We start from the raw sequence: 23,462 nt of genomic DNA on the forward strand, positions 1-23,462 counted from the left end.
TTTGCTGCTTCGATCAGCATACGAACGGCGCGATCTTTAATCTCAGGAGTGTAGGTTTGTCTTTTCATTGTCGTATTCTCTCAGAAAGTTAGGTCTCCGACAATCACGGGGCGATTCAGTTTGGCTATTCAAGTCAAGATAGATGATACTATCTGTAAAAATACAGATGAAGCCCATTATAGCTCTTATCATCTTTTTAGAGGTCAAGAAATACATCCTACTCGAGATAACCATCAGTTTTTGAATTTAAGTCATGAGACACCACTTTATCTAGATGTATATGGAGACTCCAAGCAATTTTTTTCGATAAACAGGAGTGCATGGCGAGACTCTTCTATTATGAGCGTAATAAATGATATAAAAGAAGTAATTCAGTCTAATAACGTTAGCTCTGACAACCACCCGGAACTCATTAACGGGTTCGAATATAATAAGAAACTTGGCTTCGAAACTCTAAAAGACCTCATTAGAAATAAAGGTTTTAATAGTAATCATATAGGGGAAATAAAGTTCAATGATAATTATCATCTCTCTGAAGTTCTAGATATACCGATATTCTTATCTGTGAATGGTGTAAATAGTGATGCAGCTTCCAATGCATTAAAGAGTTCATTTAACTTATCTGAAATCAATGTATACCCTGAATTTAATGATTTGTACTCGAAGGCTGCTCTAAACTACTTTTCAAAAAATAACTATATTATATATGAAATAGAAAAGATAAATAAAAACGATGAGTATAGCTATAAATCTAAAGTAGCCCTACTTTTCGTTAAAAAAGGACACTCTATATATGATGAGTCTAGAGAGTTTTTTAGTTTAGGAAACTTTGAATGTCAAAGAATACCAGTACTGGATAATAAAGAACTAATTTTTGAAGATCCTTATAAAGGTTCTGCTTATAGTCTTAATTTCCTAAGTGATATTCTTGAACCTACGAGTATTTTACTTAATGAGCAGGTCGTTCTTATTAGCGATATTTACGATGACTATCATATTTTTAGAAAATTTAAGCAACTTGTTACAGAGACGAGAACTGACTACTCCTTATATAGTTTTGATACTGATGATGTAGAAAAAGGAATAATCTTTCCATTTTTCATTGAATCAGGCGCAATACAGCTACATGACTTAGATAAGATTACAGAATATATTTATAAGAATAACGAACATAGTCATATATCTATCGAAGATTTAAAAATAAAGTATAGAGAATTAATAGAAGTAATTAGAAAGTTTACTAGTGAGTCTAAAAACGAGCTATGGAAAGATTTTTTTCAGGACTATAACCCTAATTCAATCTAAAATTAGAGGAGCGGTTTAGCCCTGATTTCAGCGGATATACTTGGTACAGCACAGGGTTACAGACGCTTAATTAGGAGCGTTATCGCTGAGTCGGGAAAGACCCTAATCTTATCGAATGCCCCTGTGCTAGCCAAGATAGTAGCGAAAAGCAGGATTAGCTCCCCTACTTCTCAAAAACCCAAATCACAAACACAAAAAAGGTGAGCCTAAGCCCACCTTTTTTTATGTTTAAAACAATGATTTAAAACAACTTAACCTATATCTTAACGCAACCAAGCACGAGCGTTACGGAACATACGCATCCAAGCGCCGTCCTCGTCCCACTCTTCTGGCTTCCAGCTGTGATTGTAGGCACGTAGCGTACGCTCAGGGTGCGGCATCATGATGGTGACGCGACCGTCAGTGCTACACAGACCTGTGACACCGCCGAGCGAACCGTTTGGATTGAGCGGATAGGTCTCGGTTGGATGACCTTGGCTGTCGACAAAGCGCATGGCGAGCTGACCGTGTTTTGCCATACCGTCGATCTCGGTGTTGTCCAGCGTGGCATAGCCTTCACCGTGCGCGACAGCGATTGGTAAGATACTGTCTTGCATACCTTTGAACAGGATAGACTTGGTACGCTCGACTTTTACGTTGACCGTACGTGCTTCAAAGCGAGCTGACTTATTGGCGATAAAGCGTGGGAAGTTTTCCGCACCTGGGATGAGGTCTTTCAATTGCGCCATCATCTGACAACCGTTACAGACACCGAGGGAGAAGGTATCTGGACGGGCAAAGAAGCGCACGAACTGCATACGCAATTCGTCATGGAACAAGATAGAGTTTGCCCAGCCAGAGCCTGCGCCCAGTACATCACCGTAGCTAAAGCCACCACAAGCGACTAAACCGTCGAAGTCACGTAGATTGATGCGACCTTCAAGCAAATCGCTCATATGGACATCGACCGCTTCAAAGCCGGCTTGGGTAAAGCCTGCTGCCATCTCTGACTGACCGTTGACGCCTTGCTCACGCAGGATAGCGACTCTTGGCTTAGTTTCGCGGCTGTTTAAGTATGGTTCTTCGACCTTTTGATTGAGATCAAAGTTTGGTGCAGCGATAAGACCTTGATGGCTAGCATCGCTAATCAAGTCATATTCTTGCTGTACGCAAGCTGGGTTGTCACGGCGGCGGGCGATTTGATAGCTGACCTGACTCCACTCTTGTTGTAGCTCAGAACGCTTAAATCGTAAGGTATCGTCACCCATCAGTGTTGGCGTTTGGATGATTAAGCTATCTTCTTCCGAGCTTTGACCGACGAGGCTCATCATTTCGCTGACGTTAAATTCTTCTGCCAATTGCATTAAAGCCGCGACATTTTCTGGTAAAACTTGAATCACCGCGCCTAGCTCTTCACTGAACAGCTGACCGAGCAAGTTATCATCAGTTAATGATAGCTTGATACCTTGACGGCTAGTGAATTGCATCTCTGCGATGGTTGCTAGTAGACCACCATCACCGATATCGTGATAGGCGCTGATGACGCTTTGCTCGTTACCCGCTTGGATAAAGTTAAAGAAGTCGACCAAGTCACTTGGCTGCGCTAAATCTGGGCAGTCATTACCTAATTGGCTAAGCGTTTGCGCAAGGATTGAACCGCCTAGACGTAGCTTGCCTTTTGATAAATCAATACGATAAAAGGCGCTATCGCCGTTGATCAGTTCAGGCGTTAGGGTTTTTGCCACGTCAATAACAGGCGCAAAAGCAGTAATCACCAAGCTCATTGGCGAAACGACTGATTTGTCTGTGCTGCCGTTATCATCTTCATCTGTCCAGTTGGCACGCATCGATAGCGAATCTTTACCGACTGGAATAGCGATACCAAGTGCCGGACATAGCTCTTCACCAACCGTATAGACGGCGTCAAATAATGCGGCATCTTCTACGTCTTCGCCACAAGCTGCCATCCAGTTTGCCGACATGGTAATGTTAGATAGCTGAGTAATGCGCGCGCCTGCGATATTGGTAATCGCCTCACCAACGGCCAAGCGTGCAGAGGCTTTTGGATTAATAAGTGCGACAGGCGTACGTTCACCGACACTCATCGCTTCGCCGCTCATTGGCTGACCATCTAACGCAATCAAGCCTGAAGCTGTAACGGCGCAATCTGCTACGGGCACTTGGTAGCGACCTACATACTGGTCGCGTACGACCATACCCGTGATAGAGCGGTCGCCAATGCTAATGAGGAATGATTTGCTAGCAACGGTTGGATGACGTAATACGTCTTTGATAGATTCGGCTAGATTAACGTCACCAAGCTCTAATGCTGGCAAAGTAGTTTCTTGACGGCTAAAGCTACGCTGCATCTGCGGTGTACCACCAAGCAATACTTGCATCGGCATATCGACTGGCTGCTCAGGGAGCAATTCGTCATTAACGACGAGCTGACGGATTTCCGTGGCTTCGCCTAAGATGGCATACGGGCAACGCTCACGGGCACAGATGGCATCAAATTGATCCTTGCTCTCTGGGCGAATCGCTAGCACGTAACGCTCTTGTGCTTCGTTTGACCAAATCGCCATCGGTGACATGCCCGCTTCTAACGATGGAATTTTCCGTAGATTGAGCACCGCGCCCATTTCATGGTCATTGACCAATTCTGGCATCGCATTAGACAGACCACCTGCACCGACATCATGTAGCGAGACGATGGGGTTGCCATCTTTGCTGTTGTTACTTGCATCAATATCGTTACCCGCTAAGGCCCAGCAGCGATCGATAACTTCTTGACAGCGACGCTCCATCTCAGCGTTATCACGCTGTACAGAAGCAAAGTCTAAGCCTTCATCGAGTGAACCACTATCGACCGAAGATGCTGCACCGCCACCAAGACCGATTTGCATCGCAGGGCCACCAAGGACGATCAATAGATCACCTTGCTGAATGGCATTTTTTTCAATCAAATTGCGTTTGATATTGCCGTAACCACCTGCCAGCATGATGGGCTTATGATAGCCGCGCATTTGGCTACCATCTTTTGCCGCTGAGGTATCCAATTGGAAACTACGGAAATAACCGCATAGGTTTGGACGACCAAACTCATTTGAGAAATTGGCTGAGCCTAATGGGGCTTCGGTCATAATCTCAAGACTGGTTGCCATACGATCCGGCGTACCATAATCCTGCGTACTTAATTGACCTGACTGCTCCCATTTTTCTGCAAGCTCTGGGATATGCAGATGTGACACATGAAAGCCCGTTAAACCGGCTTTTGGCTTACCGCCACGACCGGTTGCGCCTTCATCACGAATCTCACCGCCCGCACCTGTCGCTGCACCTGCATACGGCGCGATAGCAGTTGGATGGTTATGCGTTTCGACTTTCATTAAGATATCGATTTCTTCTTGATGGAAATCGTAAGGATGGGCTGAATTGGCATCTATTGCATCAGTAGGAATTGGGTAAAAACGTAAGCCTTCAGACCCTGCCATTACCGCAGCATTGTCTTTATAGGCAGATAAGATGCCTTGTGGATTGGCTTTATAAGTATTCTTAATCATTTGGAACAATGATTTTGGCTGTACTGCGCCATCAACTGTCCATTCAGCATTGAAAATCTTATGACGGCAATGCTCTGAGTTTGCTTGGGCAAACATCATCAACTCAACGTCGGTTGGATTACGCTTTAGCTCATTGACATACGCATTCATCAAATAGTTAATATCTTCGCTCGATAGCGCAAAACCAAATTCTGTATTGGCTGCTTCAAGCGCCGACTGACCTTGTCCAATCACATCGATATGATTGAGCGATGCTGGTTGCTGATCGTCAAATAATTTATTTACGTCATTTAAATCATAAACCAAGCTTTGGGTCATACGGTCAAATAATAATTGCTCAGCCTCTACTGGCAGTTTCTCGCCTGCTTCGCCATCGACAGTTAGCGTATAAACGATAACGCGCTCAACACGATTGATCGCAATTTCACAGTTATTAAAAATATCGGTCGCTTTACTTGCCCATGGCGATATGGTGCCAAAACGTGGGCCAACGATGACTTGTAACTGATTGCTTTTTGGCGCGGCAAGGACAGTGGCACTGTCGACTGCAAGTAAGTCTAGCGCTTTTTTATGCTCATCACCGGAAAGTTCTCGTGATAACACATACACTTGCTGGGTATGAATTTGGCTGACATTTAGCTCGGTTTTTTGCTGAAACTGACTGATGAGTTGCTGCGTCTGAAAATCGGTAAGAAACGGTTGTCCGGCGATGGTCATCATAAAGGCATATTCCATAGGATATAGGCAATAACAGGCATCTTTGCCATGCTAAGTAAATGTTTCGCGTATTATAACAAGAAGCCCTGTAATAAGCAGGTCAAAACCAAGATAAATTGCGCAAGTGCTTAGATATAGATTTGGCAAACCGTTACCAAACAGCTAGGGCTAAATAACTGTGCTGACTTCGTCTTAGCCTTGTCCTTTTAGCTTCTGTATTGCGCTTCTAACTTTACACATAAGCCTTTCATCATAGAAAGCTTATGCGTTTAAGGTCACAATTTTTACTCAATCCTTATAGTCCTTACAAACACTCACATCGCATTACTGGCAACCTATATAAATAACCTACCAGTAATCGTTATTCTAGGTACCAGTTATTAACGAGGGCTAGCAAGCTAATTGCTTAACCGTCTAAACTGAATATTTAATAAGATAAAAATTTAATCAATAACAATAATCCATTAACAAAAAACCAATCACTATAATGAAAAAGGACAATCACCATGAGTAACCAAGAGCATATTGCTAAAATTCAAGACGTTATTAAAGATGTGAAGTTCGCCATGATGAGTACCACCAATAAAAAAGGCGATATTCATGCTTGGCCTATGACCACCAATGAGGTCAATCTCGATAAGAAAGAAATTTGGTTTATTGGTGATAAATCCTCAGATGTGGTTAAAGATATTCAAGATGACGCTAGAATTGGTCTAACGTATGCTACTCAAGACGAAAAAAATTATGTCTCTATCAGTGGTAATGCAGAACTTATTTCAGATAAAGACAAGCTAGACGAGTTATGGTCACCTGTCTATAACGCTTTTTTTGCCGATGGCAAAGAAGATAAAAACGTGCAGTTGATTAAAGTCGTGCCTCATGGTGCAGAGTGCTGGTTAAGCGGTAGTACCGTGGTAAATATGTTTAAAATGGCAGCAGCAGCCCTACAAGAAGGTAAAACGGCTGAAGATATGGGCGAAACATTTTCTGTCTCTTTATAGGCTATTAGTAGCGCACTGAAGGTAAATAAAAAGAAGATAAACAAAAACGCCAGTAGCGATATGCTTACTGGCTTTTTTTATCGCTTAACTCTTTCCTATATTTCTATAAATTCCTTCATATTTTCAATAGCATAAAAGCTTACAAAGCGTCACAGCCCATTACAGAGCACCTATATAGTTTTATTAGGCAACTTCATTATATTAACAACTGATTCTACATTTATTGAGTCATTCGCTAAGATTTATGAACGACGTATTATTTTACTAAAGCATAAATTCCTGACGACTTTTAAAGCCAAAATTTTTAACTTAACATTTCAATAGTAAAGGACAACTATCATGAATAAACAAGCGCAAATGGACACCATCCAAGCGATGGTAAAAGATATTAAATACACCATGATGACCACGCGCAATGGCGAAAATCATCTGCACTCTTGCCCGATGAATACCACCGAGACCAGTATTGGCGCTAAAGAGATTTGGTTTATTGGTCATAAGCCTTCTGAGACCGTTGATAATATTAAACAAAATCCAGAAGTGAATTTGGCTTATGTCACTCAAGAATCTGATAAGTATTTATCTATTTCTGGTAGCGCTGAATTGGTTGAAGATGAAGAAAAGCTCAATGAGCTTTGGTCGGTCATGTATAACGCTTATTTTGAACAAGGCAAGGAAGATCCAAGCGTGCAACTTATCAAAGTAGTGCCACATGGTGCGGAATACTGGGCCAATGGCAATGCGATTACTAGTGCTGTCAAAATGGCAGCAGCGGCTTTGACTGATAATGCAGTTGAAAAAAGCTTAGGTGATAACTTTTCTATCAAGCTGTAATAACTTAATAATGAGTAGAAGTAAAATAAGTAATCACGAATACAAATAATAAAAACGCCAGTCGCTTATCACGATTGGCGTTTTTTATAATTCATTTAATCATGCATCAATCAGGCATGATCGATAATTATTGTGGCGGCTTTGCATATGCATTATCTGCTGGAAATGCCTTTGGCGATTTTGATTTTGGCTCAGGTCGTTTAGGCTTAGTAGGATCGTAAAGCTCATAAATGACGGTGCCAATTACTCCGGTATTTTCTATAGAACCGCTATCGGTATTAGCGGCATAAGCATTGTCTGGTTTGCTGAAAATAAAGGAGGCAACCGCACTGTCACTTTTTCGGAAGCCCTCAATGACCAACTCATCATGGGGTCTTAACACGTAACCACCATCATAACGACTCGCCGTACTGCCATCAACAACATTTAAGCCATCGACACTGGCGACGATTTCGTAAGTATTGGCGCTATTATTATGATATACCAACCGATAGGCTTGACCGGCCCTACCTTGCAGATAGTAATGACTACCATCACGATAAAGCGGTAATTTACCATTATCACTAGCCGCTGAAAATTCAACTTTTCCAGCTAGCAACGACATACTATTGACCGACCGCCCCTTATAACTTTTGTCCGCATAAGCAACTTGCATTTGCGCAATAGGCTCGTCACTGACGCGACGTAGATCGACGGTGGTCACTGACGAGTCTACATCATCACCCCACTGCGTTCCCAAACGTTCTGATTCAGCGGCGTCCTGCATCGCCTCTGCTTGTACTGAATTGGCTTGCCTGTCTGCTGAACGGTCTTGTGACTCCGCTTGCGTATTTTCTTGTGCGCCATCGGCACTTTCTTTTTGCATGCTTGGCGATGATGAACAACCCGCTAATAATACAAATAATAAAACGGCGCTGAACGACAGCTCTTTGTTTAGCTTCATAAGGTATTCCTCACCTAGTTTATTATTTCCATATATTGACGCGCCTATTTTGGCTCTCATTAACTATTTTTAGTATATCTTAACGATACAAACAATCAAGATTTAAAATAGTTATAGCAAAGCTTTAAAGGCCATATCAAGGACAAAAAAAATACCAGTAGCTTGATACTATTGGTATTTTTTATCTTTCATTAGCTATTTATGAGCATATCTTTACAGCGGTGAGCAAGCTAGCCACTTTGCTTTAAATAAGGCCAAGCCGCTCTTAGGTAAATCATCATTGACCACAAGGTTAAAATCACTGCCGCCACCATCAATACATACCCTATCATCTCAAGCGATTGCCAGTTTAATAATAAAACCGTAATAGCAATCATCTGAAAAGTAGTTTTGAGCTTGCCCACATAAGACACTGCCACACTGGTACTTTTACCGAGCTCTGCCATCCATTCACGTAATGCCGATACCGCAATTTCACGCGAGATAATCACAATCGCGGCAATCGCCATAATGATATTAGGATGCCACTGTACCAAGATAATCAGAGCAGCTGCCACCATCAACTTATCAGCGACGGGGTCTAAAAAACGACCAAAAGCAGATACAACGTTGAGTTTACGGGCAAAATAGCCATCAAGCCAATCGGTAATTGCGGCCAAGATAAACACGCCCGTCAGTAACAAGTGACGCAATAGGCTATCGCTAAAATCACTCATACCTACCCGCGCAATCACGTTATCCGAAATCGCTGGCATACCAATCCCCATGGCAGGCGGCCAATAAGCAATCGCTACAAATAGCGGAATCATTAAAATACGCGCAATCGTTAGATTATTGGGCAGATTAAAAATGCTTTTTTCATTTTGCGCCGGTAGCGGTTTTTCTTCTGGCGTGTGCAGCTGTGTACTCTCGGTCATGGCAAACCCAGTTGATAGTGAACGATAAGAATGTGGCTAGCTTAGCATTTTTCGGTCATGGCGTCATGCCATCTGTGTAGGTTGGTTCTTGCTGTAATAAAGCATCGGTTATTTTAACCGGTAAATGGTTATAAAAATCTTGTTATTCTACTCATTATTTAAGGTCAAAGTTAGCGTCAAGCTGCTTATCGACTTCCCCAAACGTAATGACATGTAAGCAAACTAGGTAAATTACTAAATTTCGGTTATGATGAAAAAGTAAAAATACAGTTGTACACTGAAATTTGTAAGCAGATGTAAGAATTTCTTGAAATAGTGGATTCTGACATCATCTTTATATTAACAATAATAAATCTTGCTCAATTTATTTGTGACTTGTATGCATTAATAGCAGTTCAGTCGCATGATAAGTTTTCCTCAGCCCACGACCCCTCCTTCGTGGGCTCTTTTTTTGCCTGTAAAGAATTGATTTATATAAATTTGATGGTTCTATATATTGCATTGACCACCAATTTGGCCAGCATCTGCTCGAAATTTTAATTCTACTTTTATAATTTTCGCTGATACTGTGACTCATAGGTAGCAATTGCCTACTTAGCAATAAATTTTTACTAGCGGCCTTATCACTTAATGCATAACGCCGAACCTAACTGAATAACATCATTGATATTAGCATCAAGTTGCTGAATATTCTGAATATCTAAAGATTGCCAGCCTAGATTATTTTTATCTGAATATAGCTGAGCCGTATTGTTGAGAGAATACGTTTTACCCTCAGAGCTATTAAATGATATTGCCTTGTCACTACCAGCGTTATCACATCTTATGACACCTGTATCCGAAGTAAATGGCCACTCACCTTGAAAAGTCTGTTTATCTATATATCGCTCATTCATATATGGATCTGATATAGCACCCACATTGTTAATAATGATCGCTAACACTAAGATAACGAATACAGCAGTGACTGCCAACGCTATAAGTATGCGAGATTTAAGCTTTGCCATGAACTGCTCCGGTTAATATATTTTTTTATCTATATTCATAATATGACAAGCTTTTGAATACTATCAGATGATGAAAATTGTCGCACGATAATAGTTGTCGCATGATAAAACTATCGAACATTAGAGCTTATCTTTTGATTTAAACGGCTCTGAAAACTGCAAAATCAAAAAGCCTACAAAGGACAAAATAATAGCAATCTCATAGCGACCGTAGGCTAACTAATGAGTGCGCGCAAATCCTTGCGACCGTTTGTGTTGCCACCTGATAGCAGCTTTCTATATTGCCTTGCCCGCACCAGTCGCCGCTGACAATCCATTGCTGCTCGTTATCGACCAATATTCCTAATGGCTCTTTATTAAAAGCTATATTAGTAGAAGCTGTATTAGACACCTTTACAGTCGCAGCATAACGCCAGCGATGACAATCAATTTGGCTCGGCGTGCTTTTCTCATTCCAATTCAAAGCTTGCTTGGCTGCTTTCAATAACTGCGCCTTTATCGTATCGATATCGGCATCGACGTGCTGCTCTGACCAATCATTGCACGCATGAATAGTAATACTGGGTAATAGCTCATCATGGGCAGGCTTTTGCTGCTCGATAAAGATTCTATCAAGTATAGAATCCTGCACATACGCCACATCCCATACCATTTCCTGATACTTTAATGATTCAGGCAATGGCTGCTTATCATCCCAGCCAAGCATCAAGGTATAGCAGGCCTGCATTTGTGGCTCAGTGATTTTTGCTAATTCAGAAAAACCACTATTTGCCATCAGTTCTACAGCTTGAGCATTTGGCGCGGTACAAATGACCCAATCAAAACTGCCAAGACTGTTGCCGTCTTCATCAAACAGTTCAGTTTTCTGACTGGTTTTTTTGCTGACTTTATTAGCGAGAGTTTGCTTATGTTCTGCCAAAGCCACGACGCGGGTTTTAAATTCGATGGTCGTATACTGTAACTCATCGGCTAATGCTCGCCCCCAACTGGTCATTTTCGGTGTACTGATATAGCGCGCCTGAACCCTGCTCCATTGCTCTTTAGCTTGAATATCAGCTGTCTGATTATTCGCATCTATTGGCGTTAAGCTCACTACTTGCGCGCACCAAGGCTGTAGCAAACCTGTCTGTAACCAAGGCTTAATAAACTGCTGAAAGCTTGTACTCTTGGCGGTAAAAAACTGTGCACCAAATGCCCATTGCCAGTTTTTATTAGTGTGGCTATCGGTGCGATAACGAGTCGCCAAACGACCGACGCTGCGAGATTTTTCAAAAATGGTAATTTCTGGTATTAAGGCTTTGTCATTAACTTGCTGGTCATTAACTTGCTGGTCATTAATTTGCTGGTCATTCATTTGGCTAAAAGCACGCTCTAATAAGGTTGCGGTAAATAAGCCCGTTAAGCCGCCACCAATAATGGCAATTTTCGGCGATGATGTCTGAGCAAGCGGCAAAGAAGAGTCGGGCATAATGACAGTAAACCTTATAAAGTAGGGAGCAAAATATAGTAGATTCAATGTAAAAAAACACCGTGCTGCTGGGATGAGTTTTTCGAAGCCTCTGGAGTGCTAAGAGCACAGCAAGCGAGGAAAATCTATACCAGCAGAAGATTGTTTTGAACGTGGCTCTTTTATCTTGAACTGACTATAGAAACCATAGAAGCTGGAGCCATAAAAACAGCATAGCTATATTAAATATATTGAACCTTTAAAGCCGGTCAATATCAATAACGTCTACGTAAAAGAGCCATGCTATTTTTGCTAACATGGCTCTTTATTGTTTCACTTACATTTATAAAAGCTTATTTATAAGCCTAAGTATTGGCGCTAAAAAATCACTTTTGACGATTTTATCTATCGATAGTTATTCGATATCTATTAGATAGCTATCTAATAGCTACTATCAGTCTCCGCGTTCAGCTTTCACCACATCAACTAGCTCATTGATAACGGCGCTATCAGCAAGGGTCGATAAATCACCCAGTCCAACATATTGCCCTGCTGCAAGATTGCGCAAGATACGGCGCATGATTTTCCCAGATCGCGTCTTGGGTAGCACATTGACCATATAGATAGCATCTAAATTGGCAATCGGACCAATCTCCATACGCACATGGCGGTTCAGCTCTGATTTTAGGGATTCGGTGGCAGTTTCGCCCGATTTTAGGATAATAAAGGCGCAAATACCCATACCACGAATGTCGTGCGGCATACCAACGATAGCCGCCTCAGCGGTCGCCGGATGCGCCACTACCGCACTTTCAATCTCTGCAGTGCCCAATCGATGTCCTGAGACATTGAGCACGTCATCTACCCGTCCGGTAATCCAATAATGCCCATCTTCGTCACGCTGCGCGCCATCACCCGTAAAGTAGTAGCCCGGATATTCTGTAAAATAGGTTTTTAAAAAGCGCTCATGATCATTATAGATAGTACGCATCTGCCCCGGCCAACCGCCGCTAATCGCAAGGTTGCCTTCCGCCGAGCCTTCGAGTATCTCGCCATCACCGTCAACGACGACGGGTACAATACCGTACAAGGGATTCATCGCCGCGCCCGGTTTCATATCTACCGTGCCCGGTATCGGTGCCAATAAAATACCGCCGGTTTCCGTCTGCCACCAAGTATCGACAATCGGACATTTACCGCCGCCGACGACATGATAGTACCAATCCCACGCTTCCGGATTAATCGGCTCACCAACGGTGCCGAGCAAGCGCAAACTTGAACGATTCGACTCACGGACAAAGGTGTCGCCTTCTTTCATCATGGCGCGAATCGCCGTCGGTGCCGTGTACAAGACCGTGACTTGGTGTTTATCAATAATATGACCGATACGCGCCCACGTTGGATATTCTGGTACGCCTTCAAACATAACGGTCGTCGTGCCATTGGCAAGCGGCGCGTAAGTAGCATAGGTATGACCCGTCACCCAGCCGACATCCGCGGTACACCAGTAGACATCGTCTTCTTTAATATCAAACACATCACGGAAGGTAGAAAGCGCATAAGTGATATAACCGCCGGTGGTATGCAACACGCCTTTGGGCTTGCCCGTTGAGCCTGAGGTATATAACAAAAACAGTGGGTCTTCGGCATTCATCACTTCAGGTTCGCAATGCTTTGACTCACCATCGACCAAACTGTGATACCAAACATCGCGGCGACCACTCATTGGTACAGAATTGCCCGTACGATGCACAACAATGACGTTGGTCACACTATCAGTGCCATCCATATCCAAAGCGCGGTCGACACTGGCTTTGAGCGGCGTGCGCTTATTACCGCGGATACCTTCGTCAGCGGTAATGACCAGTTTAGATTGACTGTCAATGATACGGTTACCCAAACTTTCAGCAGAAAAGCCGCCAAACACCACCGAATGCACCGCCCCAATGCGGGTACACGCCAGCATTGCCACCATCGCTTCTGGTATCATAGGCATATATAAGGTGACGCGATCGCCCTTTTTCACCCCAAGTTTGCGCATGGCATTACCTAGGCGACAAACCGCTTCATGCAGCTCTTTAAATGAGATGATTTTATGCAGTGACGGATGGTCACCTTCCCAAATAATCGCCGGTTTATAGGGGTTATTTTTAACATGGCGGTCAAGGCAGTTGACTGAAATGTTCAGCTCACCATCTTCATACCATTTGATATGAAAATCTTCTAAGTCATAATTAACATTGCTAATTTTGGTGGGCTTTTTTATCCAATCAATCAGCTCGGCACGCTTCGCCCAAAAGGCATCGTTTGCCTCAGGTGACGCAATGGATTGTTGGTATTCTTTAGTGTATTGTTCGGCGGTGGTATTGGCAGCGGCGACAAATTCAGCCGTGAGAGGAAATGATTTCTGAGTCATCGTAGTCATCCTTTTCTAATTATTATGACCGGTAGCGGCTTTCATGAAGCGACTGACGTCGAACGCCAGTCATCAAACAACAATCGCTGCTACAGGTGATAAGCGTCATCTTCCATAATGTGACACCTAAGGATAGTTTGACAAATAAGCGCGAGGGTTGCAAGACATCAACCGCGAATCACAACAATTCCGCTGCACAGCTGTATACTTGATAAAGCATCATATATCTTGATGAATCGATTGATTATTCAATAATATTCTCTATACCTGCATTTTTAGAATCTTTGGCAGTTTTAGATGGATAGAAAATATTTCATCGCCTTATTTAATCCTTGTAAGCTGAAAGAAAACATGGACAATGGCTACCTTAAAGATCGGCTTAAAAATAGCGGCAAGCTATATTTAGTAGCCTGCTATTTTTTTGCCTCAAAACCTACTATTTATTTTATTACTAATTTTATTGTTAATGTTATAGCTACCTTTTATTTTAACCTTTACAACCTCTCGCTTTTTGGAACATATCGTCATGGAAAATACCCGCAATGCACCATCACACAATCACTATGATGTCATCGTCATCGGCGCTGGTGCGTCAGGGTTATATTGTGCGCTCACCGCTGGTCGCCGTGGTCGCCGCGTCTTGGTGCTCGACCATGCCAATAAAGCCGGTAAAAAAATCCTCATGTCAGGTGGCGGACGCTGCAACTTTACCAATTACTTCGTCGAGCCTGAGCATTTTATCGGTAGCAATGCGCATTTTTGTAAATCCGCGCTGAGCCGTTATCCGAGTTGGGAATTCATCGGCATGGTTGAGCAGCATAAAATCCCTTACCATGAGCGCGAGCACGGGCAGCTATTTTGTGATGATTCGGCGCAAGATATTTTAACCATGCTCCTTGATGAATGCGCTGCCGTGGGTGTGCAAGTCAGACTCAATACCCAAGTCGACAGCGTGCAAGCACTCGAAAACGATAAAAAATCCCGCTTTCAACTATCAACAACCAAAGCGCTCAGTAAAAAAGAAAAACAAGAGAGAAAAGACAGCGACAATCAAAGCAAGCTGCCGCAAACCAGCTATCGCTGTGAATCGCTCGTGGTAGCGACGGGCGGCTTATCGATTCCGACACTCGGCGCGAGCGGATTTGGTTACGAGCTTGCGCAACAGTTCGGCCATACATTGGTCACAACCGATGCCAGTCTTGTTCCTTTTACGTTTACTGATAAAACCGGTGAGCTGATTCGTACGCTTGCCGGTATCAGTCTGCCGGTGATTGCCAGTAATGAACGCATCTCCTTTAAGCTACCGCTGCTCTTCACCCATCGCGGCCTATCTGGTCCGGCTATGCTACAACTGTCCAACTATTGGCATGTTGGCGAAACCATCAGCATCAATTTGCTGCCTGATATAGATATGACGGCACTTTTACTTGCTCATAAAAAATCACACCCACGCCAGCTTATCCGGACGGTTTTGGCAGACAATACCGACAATGCTTTACCAAAAAAACTGCTGGCAGCGCTACAAACCCATCTATGGGACGATATCAAAGATACCGAGCTTGCCAATATTAAAGATGAGCGCTTGATAGAGCTTGGCGCAACGCTCAATGGCTGGCAACTAAAACCGTCTGGCACCGAAGGCTATCGAACCGCTGAAGTCACACGCGGTGGTATCACAACCGATGAGGTATCGTCAAAGACCATGCAAAGCAAACATCAAGACGGGCTATATTTTATCGGCGAAGTGCTCGATGTCACAGGTTGGCTTGGCGGCTACAACTTTCAATGGGCGTGGGCCAGTGGTTTTGTTTGCGGTGAAGTGATTTAATATTAAGGCATGCTATTAATGTAAATTCTAGCCATTCAAAGGCTATTTATCAAAAAGCAGGTTGTTTAAATAGGATAGAAACCGCTAAATACTTGATAATTATAAATATAATTATTATATAAATCGGTATAGATTTAGAATTACTTAATAGTTGCCTGTCGTTATTATTGAAGAGTTATTATTTAATAATTAGCGTTTAAAGAATGATGATGAAATAAATAAGTATTCTTTAATACAGTTAGGTTTACGAGGTGCTCAATGCGTTCTATCCAACATATTCATAGCGATAAAGCGCCGCATTGGGTCGGCGATGGTTTTTATGTCAAAACCTTGATCAATCATCAAGGATAATAATGCTGATTTTAATCATTATCATACCGATCCGTTTTTATTATTAGACTATGGTCAACCGACCAACTTTGCCCCAAACCCAAACTATAAGACGCAGCCGCACGGCATTGGGCAGCATCCGCATAAGGGTTTTGAGACGGTAACGATTGCTTACGCCGGCGAGATTAGCCATGCGGATTCGGCCGGTGGTTATGGCGTCATTCAAGAAGGCGGTGTGAAGTGGATGACCGCAGGGCGCGGCATCAAGCACGAAGAATTCCACTTGCCCGACTTTAGTCAGCGTGGCGGTCATTTTAGCATGGTGCAATTATGGGTCAATTTGCCAAGTGCCCATAAGCTGACTGAGCCTAAATATCAAACGCTGAAACGTGATGACTTACCTATTGTTAATTTAACGGACAATAAAGACGAAAATTCGATAGGTAAAGCAGCGATTATTGCTGGCGAATGGGAAGACACCGCGGGCGCGGCAAGTACTTTTACGCCTATCAATTTATGGGATATCGCCTTGCATAGCGCTGGCTCAACGACGCTGCAAGTACCAAACAGCCATAATGTCATGATATTGGTGCAAGAAGGCGCGTTACTGATTAATGATACGACAGTGAGTGCAGGCAGTCTGATTCAGTTTGCCACGCCGACTAGTACTGCTATTGATTCTGTCAATGAACAAGCAGCAACGCAGATAAGCAATAGTATTGAGCTAACATGTTCTAAGCTATCAGCTCCTAAGCTATCTGATGACGAGCAAGCTCCAAGCACTGTTAAATTGCTACTATTGAGTGGTGAACCTATCGGTGAGCCAGTAGCAGGCTATGGCCCCTTTGTAATGAATACCCAAGAGGAACTGCGCCAAACCTTTCGTGATTATCAAACCGGTAACTTTGGCAAATAGCTAAAATTTACCCATTAAAAAAGCCACCTTGCTGATTATCGCAGGGTGGCTTTTTTGATTCATTCTCACTTTATTATAATCGATAAAGCCAGTTGAATGATTTATCCAATAAACACTTAAGCTTGGTTTAAAAACGGATAATCGGTATAGCCTTCTGTACCGCCGCCATAAAAGCTTTGTGGATGTTGCTCATTAAGCGGCGCGCCTTCGCGGATACGCTCCGCTAAGTCAGGATTGGCAATATAGTCACGACCAAAAGCAACCGCATCGATATAGCCATCCTTGATATTTTTCTCTGCTTTTTCAGCGGTATAGCCACCCGCAGCAATAATCATTTGCCCAAAAGCATCACGAACACGCTGACGGAATTCGGTGCTATAAGGCGTACCACCTGCCCAGTCGGGCTCAGAGAGATGCAGATACATCAGCCCGCGCTTATTAATCTGCTCAATCAGCCAGATATTTTCGTCTTCATTGTAGCCCGCTTCGACATTATTAAACGTACCAAGCGGTGACACGCGAATACCGATATGGTCAGCATCCCACGCAGCGACGCAAGCATCGATGACATCAAGAGTCAAACGCGCACGATTCTCGCGGCTACCGCCATACTCATCATCACGCTGGTTGGTTTGCTCAACCCAAAACTGATGTAGCAGATAACCATGCGCGCCATGAATCTCTACGCCATCAAAACCTGCTTCTTTGGCGTTTTTGGTCGCAAGCCCAAAGTCAGCGATGACTTGCTGCACTTCCTCAAGCGTGGCTGGACGCGGGGTCGTAGACTCAACGCGAATCGCTTGGTTATTAATATCACGTAATGTTGTGCGCACGCCCACATGAACGTCAGACGCTGAAATAGGCGCTTTACCATCAGGTTGGACGCTTTCGTGTGAGACCAAACCCGTGTGCCATAGCTGGACGACAATCTTACCGCCTTTGGCATGGACATTATCAACGATGGTTTTCCATGCGGTTGTCTGGTCTTCGGTATGGATACCGGGCGCGCCCGCATAGCCTTTGGCCTGAAAAGACACCTGCGTCGCTTCGGTAATGACCAATCCAGAACCAGCACGCTGCGAGTAATATTCTCCAGCAAGTACAGTCGGCACATCACCCGGCTCGACAGAGCGCAGGCGGGTTAACGGTGCCATGATGATGCGATTTTTTAGAGTTTGAGTGCCCATTTTGACGGGTTCGAATAAGTTATCGTGTGCCATGAGATGCCTTGTTTGTTGTTATAAGAATACGGTGTTAAGAGCCATTAAGCATTGATAAACAGCGTTTGTCATTGTCACTTATCATTATTAAGCGGTCTATTTATCAGCCGTGTTCTTTATAGGGGGTAGAGAGGATGATTCCAAGTAACACTTACAAACAAAAACACCGACGCAAGTATATTTTCAATGTTTTAAACGCTATTATTTATGTGACCTTATAAGGGTATTAAGATAATAAAAGCAGTGAAAATTTTATTAAATGTTACATGCACCACCCATGCATCTTTTGCCAAATTTTTAAATAACTGTCACTTTTATTAGTATTTATTTTTATCATTTACTTAAGGGATAGAGTCCATGCAAAAAACCATATTATCGCTGGCAATAGGGCTAAGTTTCCTCTTAGGTATGAGCGCCTGCCAACCTAAATCAGATACGTCATCTGAATCAAGTGAGGCAAAGAACATAGAACAAATCAATAAGCTAACGCCCTTAGAAAAGTCAGCAGCCAAAACGACTACCGCAACAGACTCAGCGCTAAATGCAAAAACCTGCTTAGCGCTTAGTGACGCCATGAAAAAAGTGGATAACACCAGTAAGATTGAAGCTATTTATGCCATTCAAAAACAATTAAAAGCCTGTTTGCCAACGGCTAGTAATGCCGAAGTATTGAATTTACTAAAAAACTATCAAGCGATGTATGAGCGTTTTTTATTGGATGAAAGCGATCTTAATAATTCAGAATTTGACCAAGATTTTTTTGACGTCATGAATGCCTTAGAGCAAGGCGAAGAAGTAGCGGAAGAAAAGCTACAAAAAATGAGTTCGCGCACACGCTACCTTATTGGTCTTATCCAAAATGATGCCGATGTTAGAGTGTATAATTTAGGCGAAGGTTACTATGCCTTTAGTCATGATTTGAAAGCTATGGCAGACATCTTTACCCCTTATCTACGTCCTGACCAAAAAGCATTCATTCAGCGGATGGCAAAGGATAATCAAGATATCTTTTGGAGCGATGCCGCCATTACTACCTCTTTTAAAGAGTTGGTTGAGCGTGCGGTGTTTTGGGAAGATTATATAACGCGTTATCCAAATGGCTACGCGGTGAAAGATGCCAAGATTTTATTGGACTTATACCGCTATTCTTTATTCTTTGGCTCAGACAATACTGGATGGACGGATGATGCCATTCATGAGTTTATTGAACCAGAGTATAAGCAGACGATGGTTGCACTCACCAAACGTCCCAATAGTATCTTGGCAAAGGATGCAACAAACTATCTTAACTTTATGGCGTTATCCGATAGCGAGCGTCAAGAGCTTTATCCAGTGCCTAGCACTAACGAAGATGGCTATGAGATGGATGACTGGACAAGGATACATGAGCAATTAAATCAAGCCATGCAGATACCTCCTATTTGGAAAATCGGCAGCAGCAATCGAGAATGCTTAAATGGGTTGTTTTGCCAAACCGAAAGCGTTGATTAATAAAGCGCTTTTCAAGCAGTAAAAAAAAGCACCTACTTTTTAAAGTAAGTGCTTTTTTCTACTTTCTATCAGCGCTAATATGAGCTATTTTTAATAAATAATCTCAGTCAACTCTTAAAAATGATAACCAAGTTTCATGCCAAGCGCATAGCCTGTTCCATCGTCGATATTGGCTACGCGACCATCAACCTTGGTATCGACTGGACCGCCTTCAAACCACATATACTGACCGCCCGCAGAAACACTAAGCTGCTCGGTCAATTTATATTGCGCGCTTAATCCTAAGCTTTTGATAGAGTCATAAGGCCCTAGTAGACTGAGCGGCGCACCAGTACCGTGGTCATAGCCCAAGCGTACTTCGCCTGAAACTTTTGGATTAAACTGCTTACCCAATGCCACCTCAACCGAATAACCGTCTTTTTTATAAGCAGCTAAGGGCTCTTGTGTTGATAATGTCGCTAAAGGCGGGGCAACATTAAAATTACTCCAATCTACCCAGCGCGCGTTGATCATTCCTAATAACTGATACTTTTCACTTAGGCCCGTTTGAAAGTCTAAATTGACCGACTGCGGCATTTTCACTTCGGTCTTGCCCGCTAGCGGTAAGGCAACTTCGTCAGTAGCTGGTCCCGGTGTTACCCCATCACCACCAGCGATAGGTGGTAAAATAACTTGCAGGTTTTCTACCCCAGATACCTGATATTTGGCAGGCGCGCGATAGGTTAATGATGCACGCAAGGCAATCTCTGGCTTTTCATACGCCATCCCAATGACAGGCACTAGCGTATTTTCGTTTTCAAAGTCTAACGTATAATAGGTCGGCGCTGTCGCTACAGGATTGATAGCCGTCTCGTTAATAGCGCCCAAAGTTGCGGCTTCAGTTGGCGTAATCGTGCCGTTATTTTGTTTATTAACCAAATCATAATAAGCCTCAGTGGTTGGTATACCAAAAAGCGCCCCTGCTTGATCGATCACTTGAGAGACAGCGGTAGTCAAACCTACTGGCTGCGCGCCAGTAATATTTCCTTTTAACGTTTGGTACTCAAGACCACCATATAGCCACACATTATTGCCAATCTTACCACCGCCTAAAAGCGTGATGCCATTTGTCTCTACTCGCGCCTCAGTGGTGCCCATGCTATTGTTAAAAATGCTCCCTGCTGCATATTCGGTATCGACACCAAAGGGTTTTTCGTAAATTACCGCCAATGCCGTATTGGCGGTTGGGGCGATTTTGATAGCGGCTCCGGGTAAATCAAAGTCATCCATCATGTCGCCGATTTTATTACCCGCGGCATCGGTGCCTTCGATTTTTGGATTAACATACGCATAAGATAGCTCGGCATAATTACCCGGCTCAAAAAAAGGCGCAACCGATTGTTTGCTGTATTCGATGCCAGCGGCATGCGCTGAGCTAATAGCGAGACTTAGCGCCGTCAAAGTACCGGCAGTGAGCAAATAGCGCGAAGAACGAGAAAGGGTAGTAGAATTCGTAAATCCTAAAAACAGCTGAGCGCTCATGACAATATCCTTTTGTCAGTTAAAAACACGACCAAACTATAAAATCATGCATACTTTTTATAGTGGGCTTTAATCCCTAGATTAAATAGCGAATGTCGACCTTTGTCAATATATCAGTAGCAACTTTATAGGATTCTCTGCTTGAATAGACGGGAACAAAGGTTAAGCTCTTGATATATGTCTAAATTTTTTCGCTAAAAATTTTAGTGCGTTACTTGTACTTATTTAGCAAATTAACCAACTTATTTATGAAAAACTGGCTTAATATCACATTTAACAATCCCTTCTCGATGGTCTCTTATTTTATTAAGCAGAGAAAAATATGATGTTAAAATCACTTTCCAGACTATGTTTAGCTGGTTCATTAGTTTTAGGTTTAAGCAGCTGTATCGTGACAGAAAAGCTCGATTACCAATTGATGCTACAAGAAGATGCAAAATGGATCGCCGATGAGCAACTTACCGACATCATTATCGCTGTCGGTAAGACCGCCGCGCCTATTCAAGGGGTTGAGCATGCTATTGTATTTGCAGGAGAAAAGCACAGCTATTTGGTACAGAGCGCCAATAGAGATCGTGAATTTATTGATATTTTAGACCAAGTGGATTTGGCTTATTTTTCTTTTAAGCCGATGCCGGCATTCAATGCACCCTATTTTAGAATAAGAATAGGCGAGCAAGGCTGCATCTCGGCACAAGGATGCATTGCTACCATATTATGGTTTGAAAAACCGACCCATCTACTAGTCGCCGATGAAACTGCTAAACTTGAAGGGTTTGATTTTACTTGTCATGATGGTTTTGCAGGTGGTATGACACGCTGTACAAAAAATCTGTGGCGCCTCCCTGTGACAGTGGCACCGGCGGTGAAAAACATCGATACGTTATCATATCGCTTGCGCCAACCGACCACGCTAAAGTTTTATCATTATCAACCAGACAAAGCATTAGCAGAAGAAAAAAGGCTGAAAGCACTGATGCCATTTGCCAAGGCGTTTGACATCATTACCTTTCCCATTCAATTTATTATGGTAGAAGGTGTTAAATAAGTGCCATTGATTAAAAGGTTGTTTATCAATTAGAAAAAAATCCATATCTTAGGATTTCAGCATCTTTTTGATAGACAACTCTAAAGACAAATACGTACCAAATAATATCACCACCGAGCCGATAATCGCTGGCGTGTCTAAAGCCTCACCAAGCAGCAGATAGCCTAAAATAATGGCAAAAATCGGAATGACTAAGGTAATACTGGTCGCGCGCATTGGACCGATACTTTTAATCAATTGATTCATAAAAATCAGCGCGATGGCGGTTGAAAAGACGCCAATACAAATCACTGACGTCCAAGCAGTGAGGCTAATGGTTTTGCCATAGGGAAACTCATACACCGCTATCGGCAGCATGATAATACTGGCGATGATAAGCGATCCTGCGGTAATCGCCACCGGCGAGACATCGTATAAATAGTTTCTGGTGATATTGGCGCCGACCGCATAACCAACACAGGCCAATAATGCGTAGCCCATCGGCAGTAACCCTGAGCCTGACTCAGCGCCCTGCCCGCTGCCGCCAAATAAGTTCTCACTCATCAAAATAATCACGCCGATAACGCCAATGATTAAGCCGATAATTTGTTTTTTTGACAGTCGGTCTTTAAAAAAGGTGCTGGCGATAAAACCGCTCATCATCGGTACGGACGCATTAAGCACCGCCAACACCCCAGCATTGACCGAGCGCGCTGAAAAGGCAAACAGGATAAAAGGGATAGCGGCAGAAAATAGTCCGACTAGGGTCAGTACTTTCCAGTTATCACGTATGCCTGCTCTGTTTTTTGAGCTGATTAAGACAAAAACCAGCATCACTAAACCGGCAAATACCACACGCAAACTGGCAAACGCTAACGAGCCAAATTCCGGCACGCCGATACGGTAAAAAATAAAAGACAGCGACCACATAAAGGACAGTGTCATAAAAATAATGAGGTCGCGGTTGGACATGGGTAAATCCTATCAAGCGTTAGACGTT

General features: G+C 43.1%; 16 protein-coding genes. 7 read left to right on the forward strand and 9 right to left on the reverse strand.

What is annotated here, in order from left to right; translation table 11 throughout:
- Nucleotides 1–120: 120 nt before the first annotated feature.
- On the forward strand, nt 121–1,305 hold the full coding sequence (locus tag JMX13_RS09460) for a hypothetical protein (protein WP_201612263.1): 1,185 nt from the start codon (nt 121–123) through the stop codon (nt 1,303–1,305).
- A gap of 263 nt (nt 1,306–1,568) precedes the next feature.
- Here JMX13_RS09460 and purL read toward each other — a convergent pair whose 3' ends face one another.
- Entirely contained in the window at nt 1,569–5,567 is a 3,999-nt protein-coding gene (gene purL, locus JMX13_RS09465) for a phosphoribosylformylglycinamidine synthase (protein WP_201612264.1), read from the reverse strand.
- 503 nt (nt 5,568–6,070) lie between these two features.
- Here purL and JMX13_RS09470 point away from each other — a divergent pair.
- Both JMX13_RS09470 and JMX13_RS09475 read left to right on the forward strand, forming a co-directional pair.
- The gene (locus JMX13_RS09470; RefSeq protein WP_201612265.1) at nt 6,071–6,565 is read left to right on the forward strand and encodes a pyridoxamine 5'-phosphate oxidase family protein; all 495 of its coding nucleotides are present in this window, start codon (nt 6,071–6,073) and stop codon (nt 6,563–6,565) included.
- A gap of 339 nt (nt 6,566–6,904) precedes the next feature.
- Complete coding sequence (locus JMX13_RS09475; RefSeq protein WP_149490480.1) at nt 6,905–7,399, forward strand: pyridoxamine 5'-phosphate oxidase family protein; 495 nt, start codon at nt 6,905–6,907, stop codon at nt 7,397–7,399.
- Between the two features lie 127 nt (nt 7,400–7,526).
- Here JMX13_RS09475 and JMX13_RS09480 read toward each other — a convergent pair whose 3' ends face one another.
- From JMX13_RS09480 to acs, 5 genes are all read right to left on the reverse strand, one after another.
- Entirely contained in the window at nt 7,527–8,342 is an 816-nt protein-coding gene (locus tag JMX13_RS09480) for a hypothetical protein (RefSeq protein ID WP_201612266.1), read from the reverse strand.
- Nucleotides 8,343–8,572: 230 nt separating this feature from the next.
- Entirely contained in the window at nt 8,573–9,259 is a 687-nt protein-coding gene (gene pgsA / locus JMX13_RS09485; RefSeq protein WP_201612267.1) for a CDP-diacylglycerol--glycerol-3-phosphate 3-phosphatidyltransferase, read from the reverse strand.
- A gap of 623 nt (nt 9,260–9,882) precedes the next feature.
- Nucleotides 9,883–10,266, reverse strand: a complete 384-nt coding sequence (locus JMX13_RS09490) for a hypothetical protein (protein ID WP_201612268.1) — start codon at nt 10,264–10,266, stop codon at nt 9,883–9,885.
- 199 nt (nt 10,267–10,465) lie between these two features.
- On the reverse strand, nt 10,466–11,734 hold the full coding sequence (locus JMX13_RS09495) for an NAD(P)/FAD-dependent oxidoreductase (protein ID WP_201612269.1): 1,269 nt from the start codon (nt 11,732–11,734) through the stop codon (nt 10,466–10,468).
- Nucleotides 11,735–12,167: 433 nt separating this feature from the next.
- Complete coding sequence (gene acs, locus JMX13_RS09500) at nt 12,168–14,129, reverse strand: acetate--CoA ligase (RefSeq protein ID WP_201564545.1); 1,962 nt, start codon at nt 14,127–14,129, stop codon at nt 12,168–12,170.
- 526 nt (nt 14,130–14,655) lie between these two features.
- Between acs and JMX13_RS09505 the strand changes: the two genes are divergently transcribed.
- A complete protein-coding gene (locus JMX13_RS09505) occupies nt 14,656–15,957 on the forward strand; it encodes an NAD(P)/FAD-dependent oxidoreductase (protein WP_201612270.1) in 1,302 nt (433 codons plus the stop codon).
- Between the two features lie 340 nt (nt 15,958–16,297).
- Nucleotides 16,298–17,203, forward strand: a complete 906-nt coding sequence (locus JMX13_RS09510; RefSeq protein ID WP_265088409.1) for a pirin family protein — start codon at nt 16,298–16,300, stop codon at nt 17,201–17,203.
- A 116-nt stretch (nt 17,204–17,319) separates the two neighbouring features.
- Here JMX13_RS09510 and JMX13_RS09515 read toward each other — a convergent pair whose 3' ends face one another.
- Nucleotides 17,320–18,423, reverse strand: coding sequence for an alkene reductase (locus tag JMX13_RS09515; RefSeq protein ID WP_201612271.1), 1,104 nt, complete (start codon nt 18,421–18,423; stop codon nt 17,320–17,322).
- Between the two features lie 357 nt (nt 18,424–18,780).
- Here JMX13_RS09515 and JMX13_RS09520 point away from each other — a divergent pair, with 357 nt between their 5' ends.
- Entirely contained in the window at nt 18,781–19,914 is a 1,134-nt protein-coding gene (locus JMX13_RS09520) for a hypothetical protein (protein ID WP_201612272.1), read from the forward strand.
- Between the two features lie 114 nt (nt 19,915–20,028).
- On the opposite strand, the gene JMX13_RS09525 is transcribed toward JMX13_RS09520, so the two are convergent.
- Entirely contained in the window at nt 20,029–21,435 is a 1,407-nt protein-coding gene (locus tag JMX13_RS09525; protein ID WP_201612273.1) for a hypothetical protein, read from the reverse strand.
- 391 nt (nt 21,436–21,826) lie between these two features.
- Here JMX13_RS09525 and JMX13_RS09530 point away from each other — a divergent pair, with 391 nt between their 5' ends.
- Nucleotides 21,827–22,483 carry a hypothetical protein gene (locus JMX13_RS09530; RefSeq protein WP_201612274.1) on the forward strand — a complete coding sequence of 219 codons (657 nt, stop codon included), beginning with the start codon at nt 21,827–21,829 and terminating at the stop codon, nt 22,481–22,483.
- Between the two features lie 48 nt (nt 22,484–22,531).
- Here JMX13_RS09530 and JMX13_RS09535 read toward each other — a convergent pair whose 3' ends face one another.
- Nucleotides 22,532–23,434, reverse strand: a complete 903-nt coding sequence (locus JMX13_RS09535) for a DMT family transporter (protein WP_201612275.1) — start codon at nt 23,432–23,434, stop codon at nt 22,532–22,534.
- Nucleotides 23,435–23,462 lie beyond the last annotated feature (28 nt).

The organism is Psychrobacter immobilis, from assembly GCF_904846285.1.
GTDB lineage: Bacteria > Pseudomonadota > Gammaproteobacteria > Pseudomonadales > Moraxellaceae > Psychrobacter > Psychrobacter immobilis_D.

Excerpts from the sequence above, each read along its gene's own strand:
- purL (WP_201612264.1), bottom strand. The coding sequence starts at position 5,567 with ATGATGACCATCGCCGGACAACCGTTTCTTACCGATTTTCAGACGCAG.
- acs (WP_201564545.1), bottom strand. The coding sequence starts at position 14,129 with ATGACTCAGAAATCATTTCCTCTCACGGCTGAATTTGTCGCCGCTGCC.
- JMX13_RS09480 (WP_201612266.1), bottom strand. The coding sequence starts at position 8,342 with ATGAAGCTAAACAAAGAGCTGTCGTTCAGCGCCGTTTTATTATTTGTA.
- JMX13_RS09525 (WP_201612273.1), bottom strand. The coding sequence starts at position 21,435 with ATGAGCGCTCAGCTGTTTTTAGGATTTACGAATTCTACTACCCTTTCT.
- JMX13_RS09490 (WP_201612268.1), bottom strand. The coding sequence starts at position 10,266 with ATGGCAAAGCTTAAATCTCGCATACTTATAGCGTTGGCAGTCACTGCT.
- pgsA (WP_201612267.1), bottom strand. The coding sequence starts at position 9,259 with ATGACCGAGAGTACACAGCTGCACACGCCAGAAGAAAAACCGCTACCG.
- JMX13_RS09470 (WP_201612265.1), top strand. The coding sequence starts at position 6,071 with ATGAGTAACCAAGAGCATATTGCTAAAATTCAAGACGTTATTAAAGAT.
- JMX13_RS09520 (WP_201612272.1), top strand. The coding sequence starts at position 18,781 with ATGCAAAAAACCATATTATCGCTGGCAATAGGGCTAAGTTTCCTCTTA.
- JMX13_RS09515 (WP_201612271.1), bottom strand. The coding sequence starts at position 18,423 with ATGGCACACGATAACTTATTCGAACCCGTCAAAATGGGCACTCAAACT.
- JMX13_RS09495 (WP_201612269.1), bottom strand. The coding sequence starts at position 11,734 with ATGCCCGACTCTTCTTTGCCGCTTGCTCAGACATCATCGCCGAAAATT.
- JMX13_RS09475 (WP_149490480.1), top strand. The coding sequence starts at position 6,905 with ATGAATAAACAAGCGCAAATGGACACCATCCAAGCGATGGTAAAAGAT.
- JMX13_RS09505 (WP_201612270.1), top strand. The coding sequence starts at position 14,656 with ATGGAAAATACCCGCAATGCACCATCACACAATCACTATGATGTCATC.
- JMX13_RS09535 (WP_201612275.1), bottom strand. The coding sequence starts at position 23,434 with ATGTCCAACCGCGACCTCATTATTTTTATGACACTGTCCTTTATGTGG.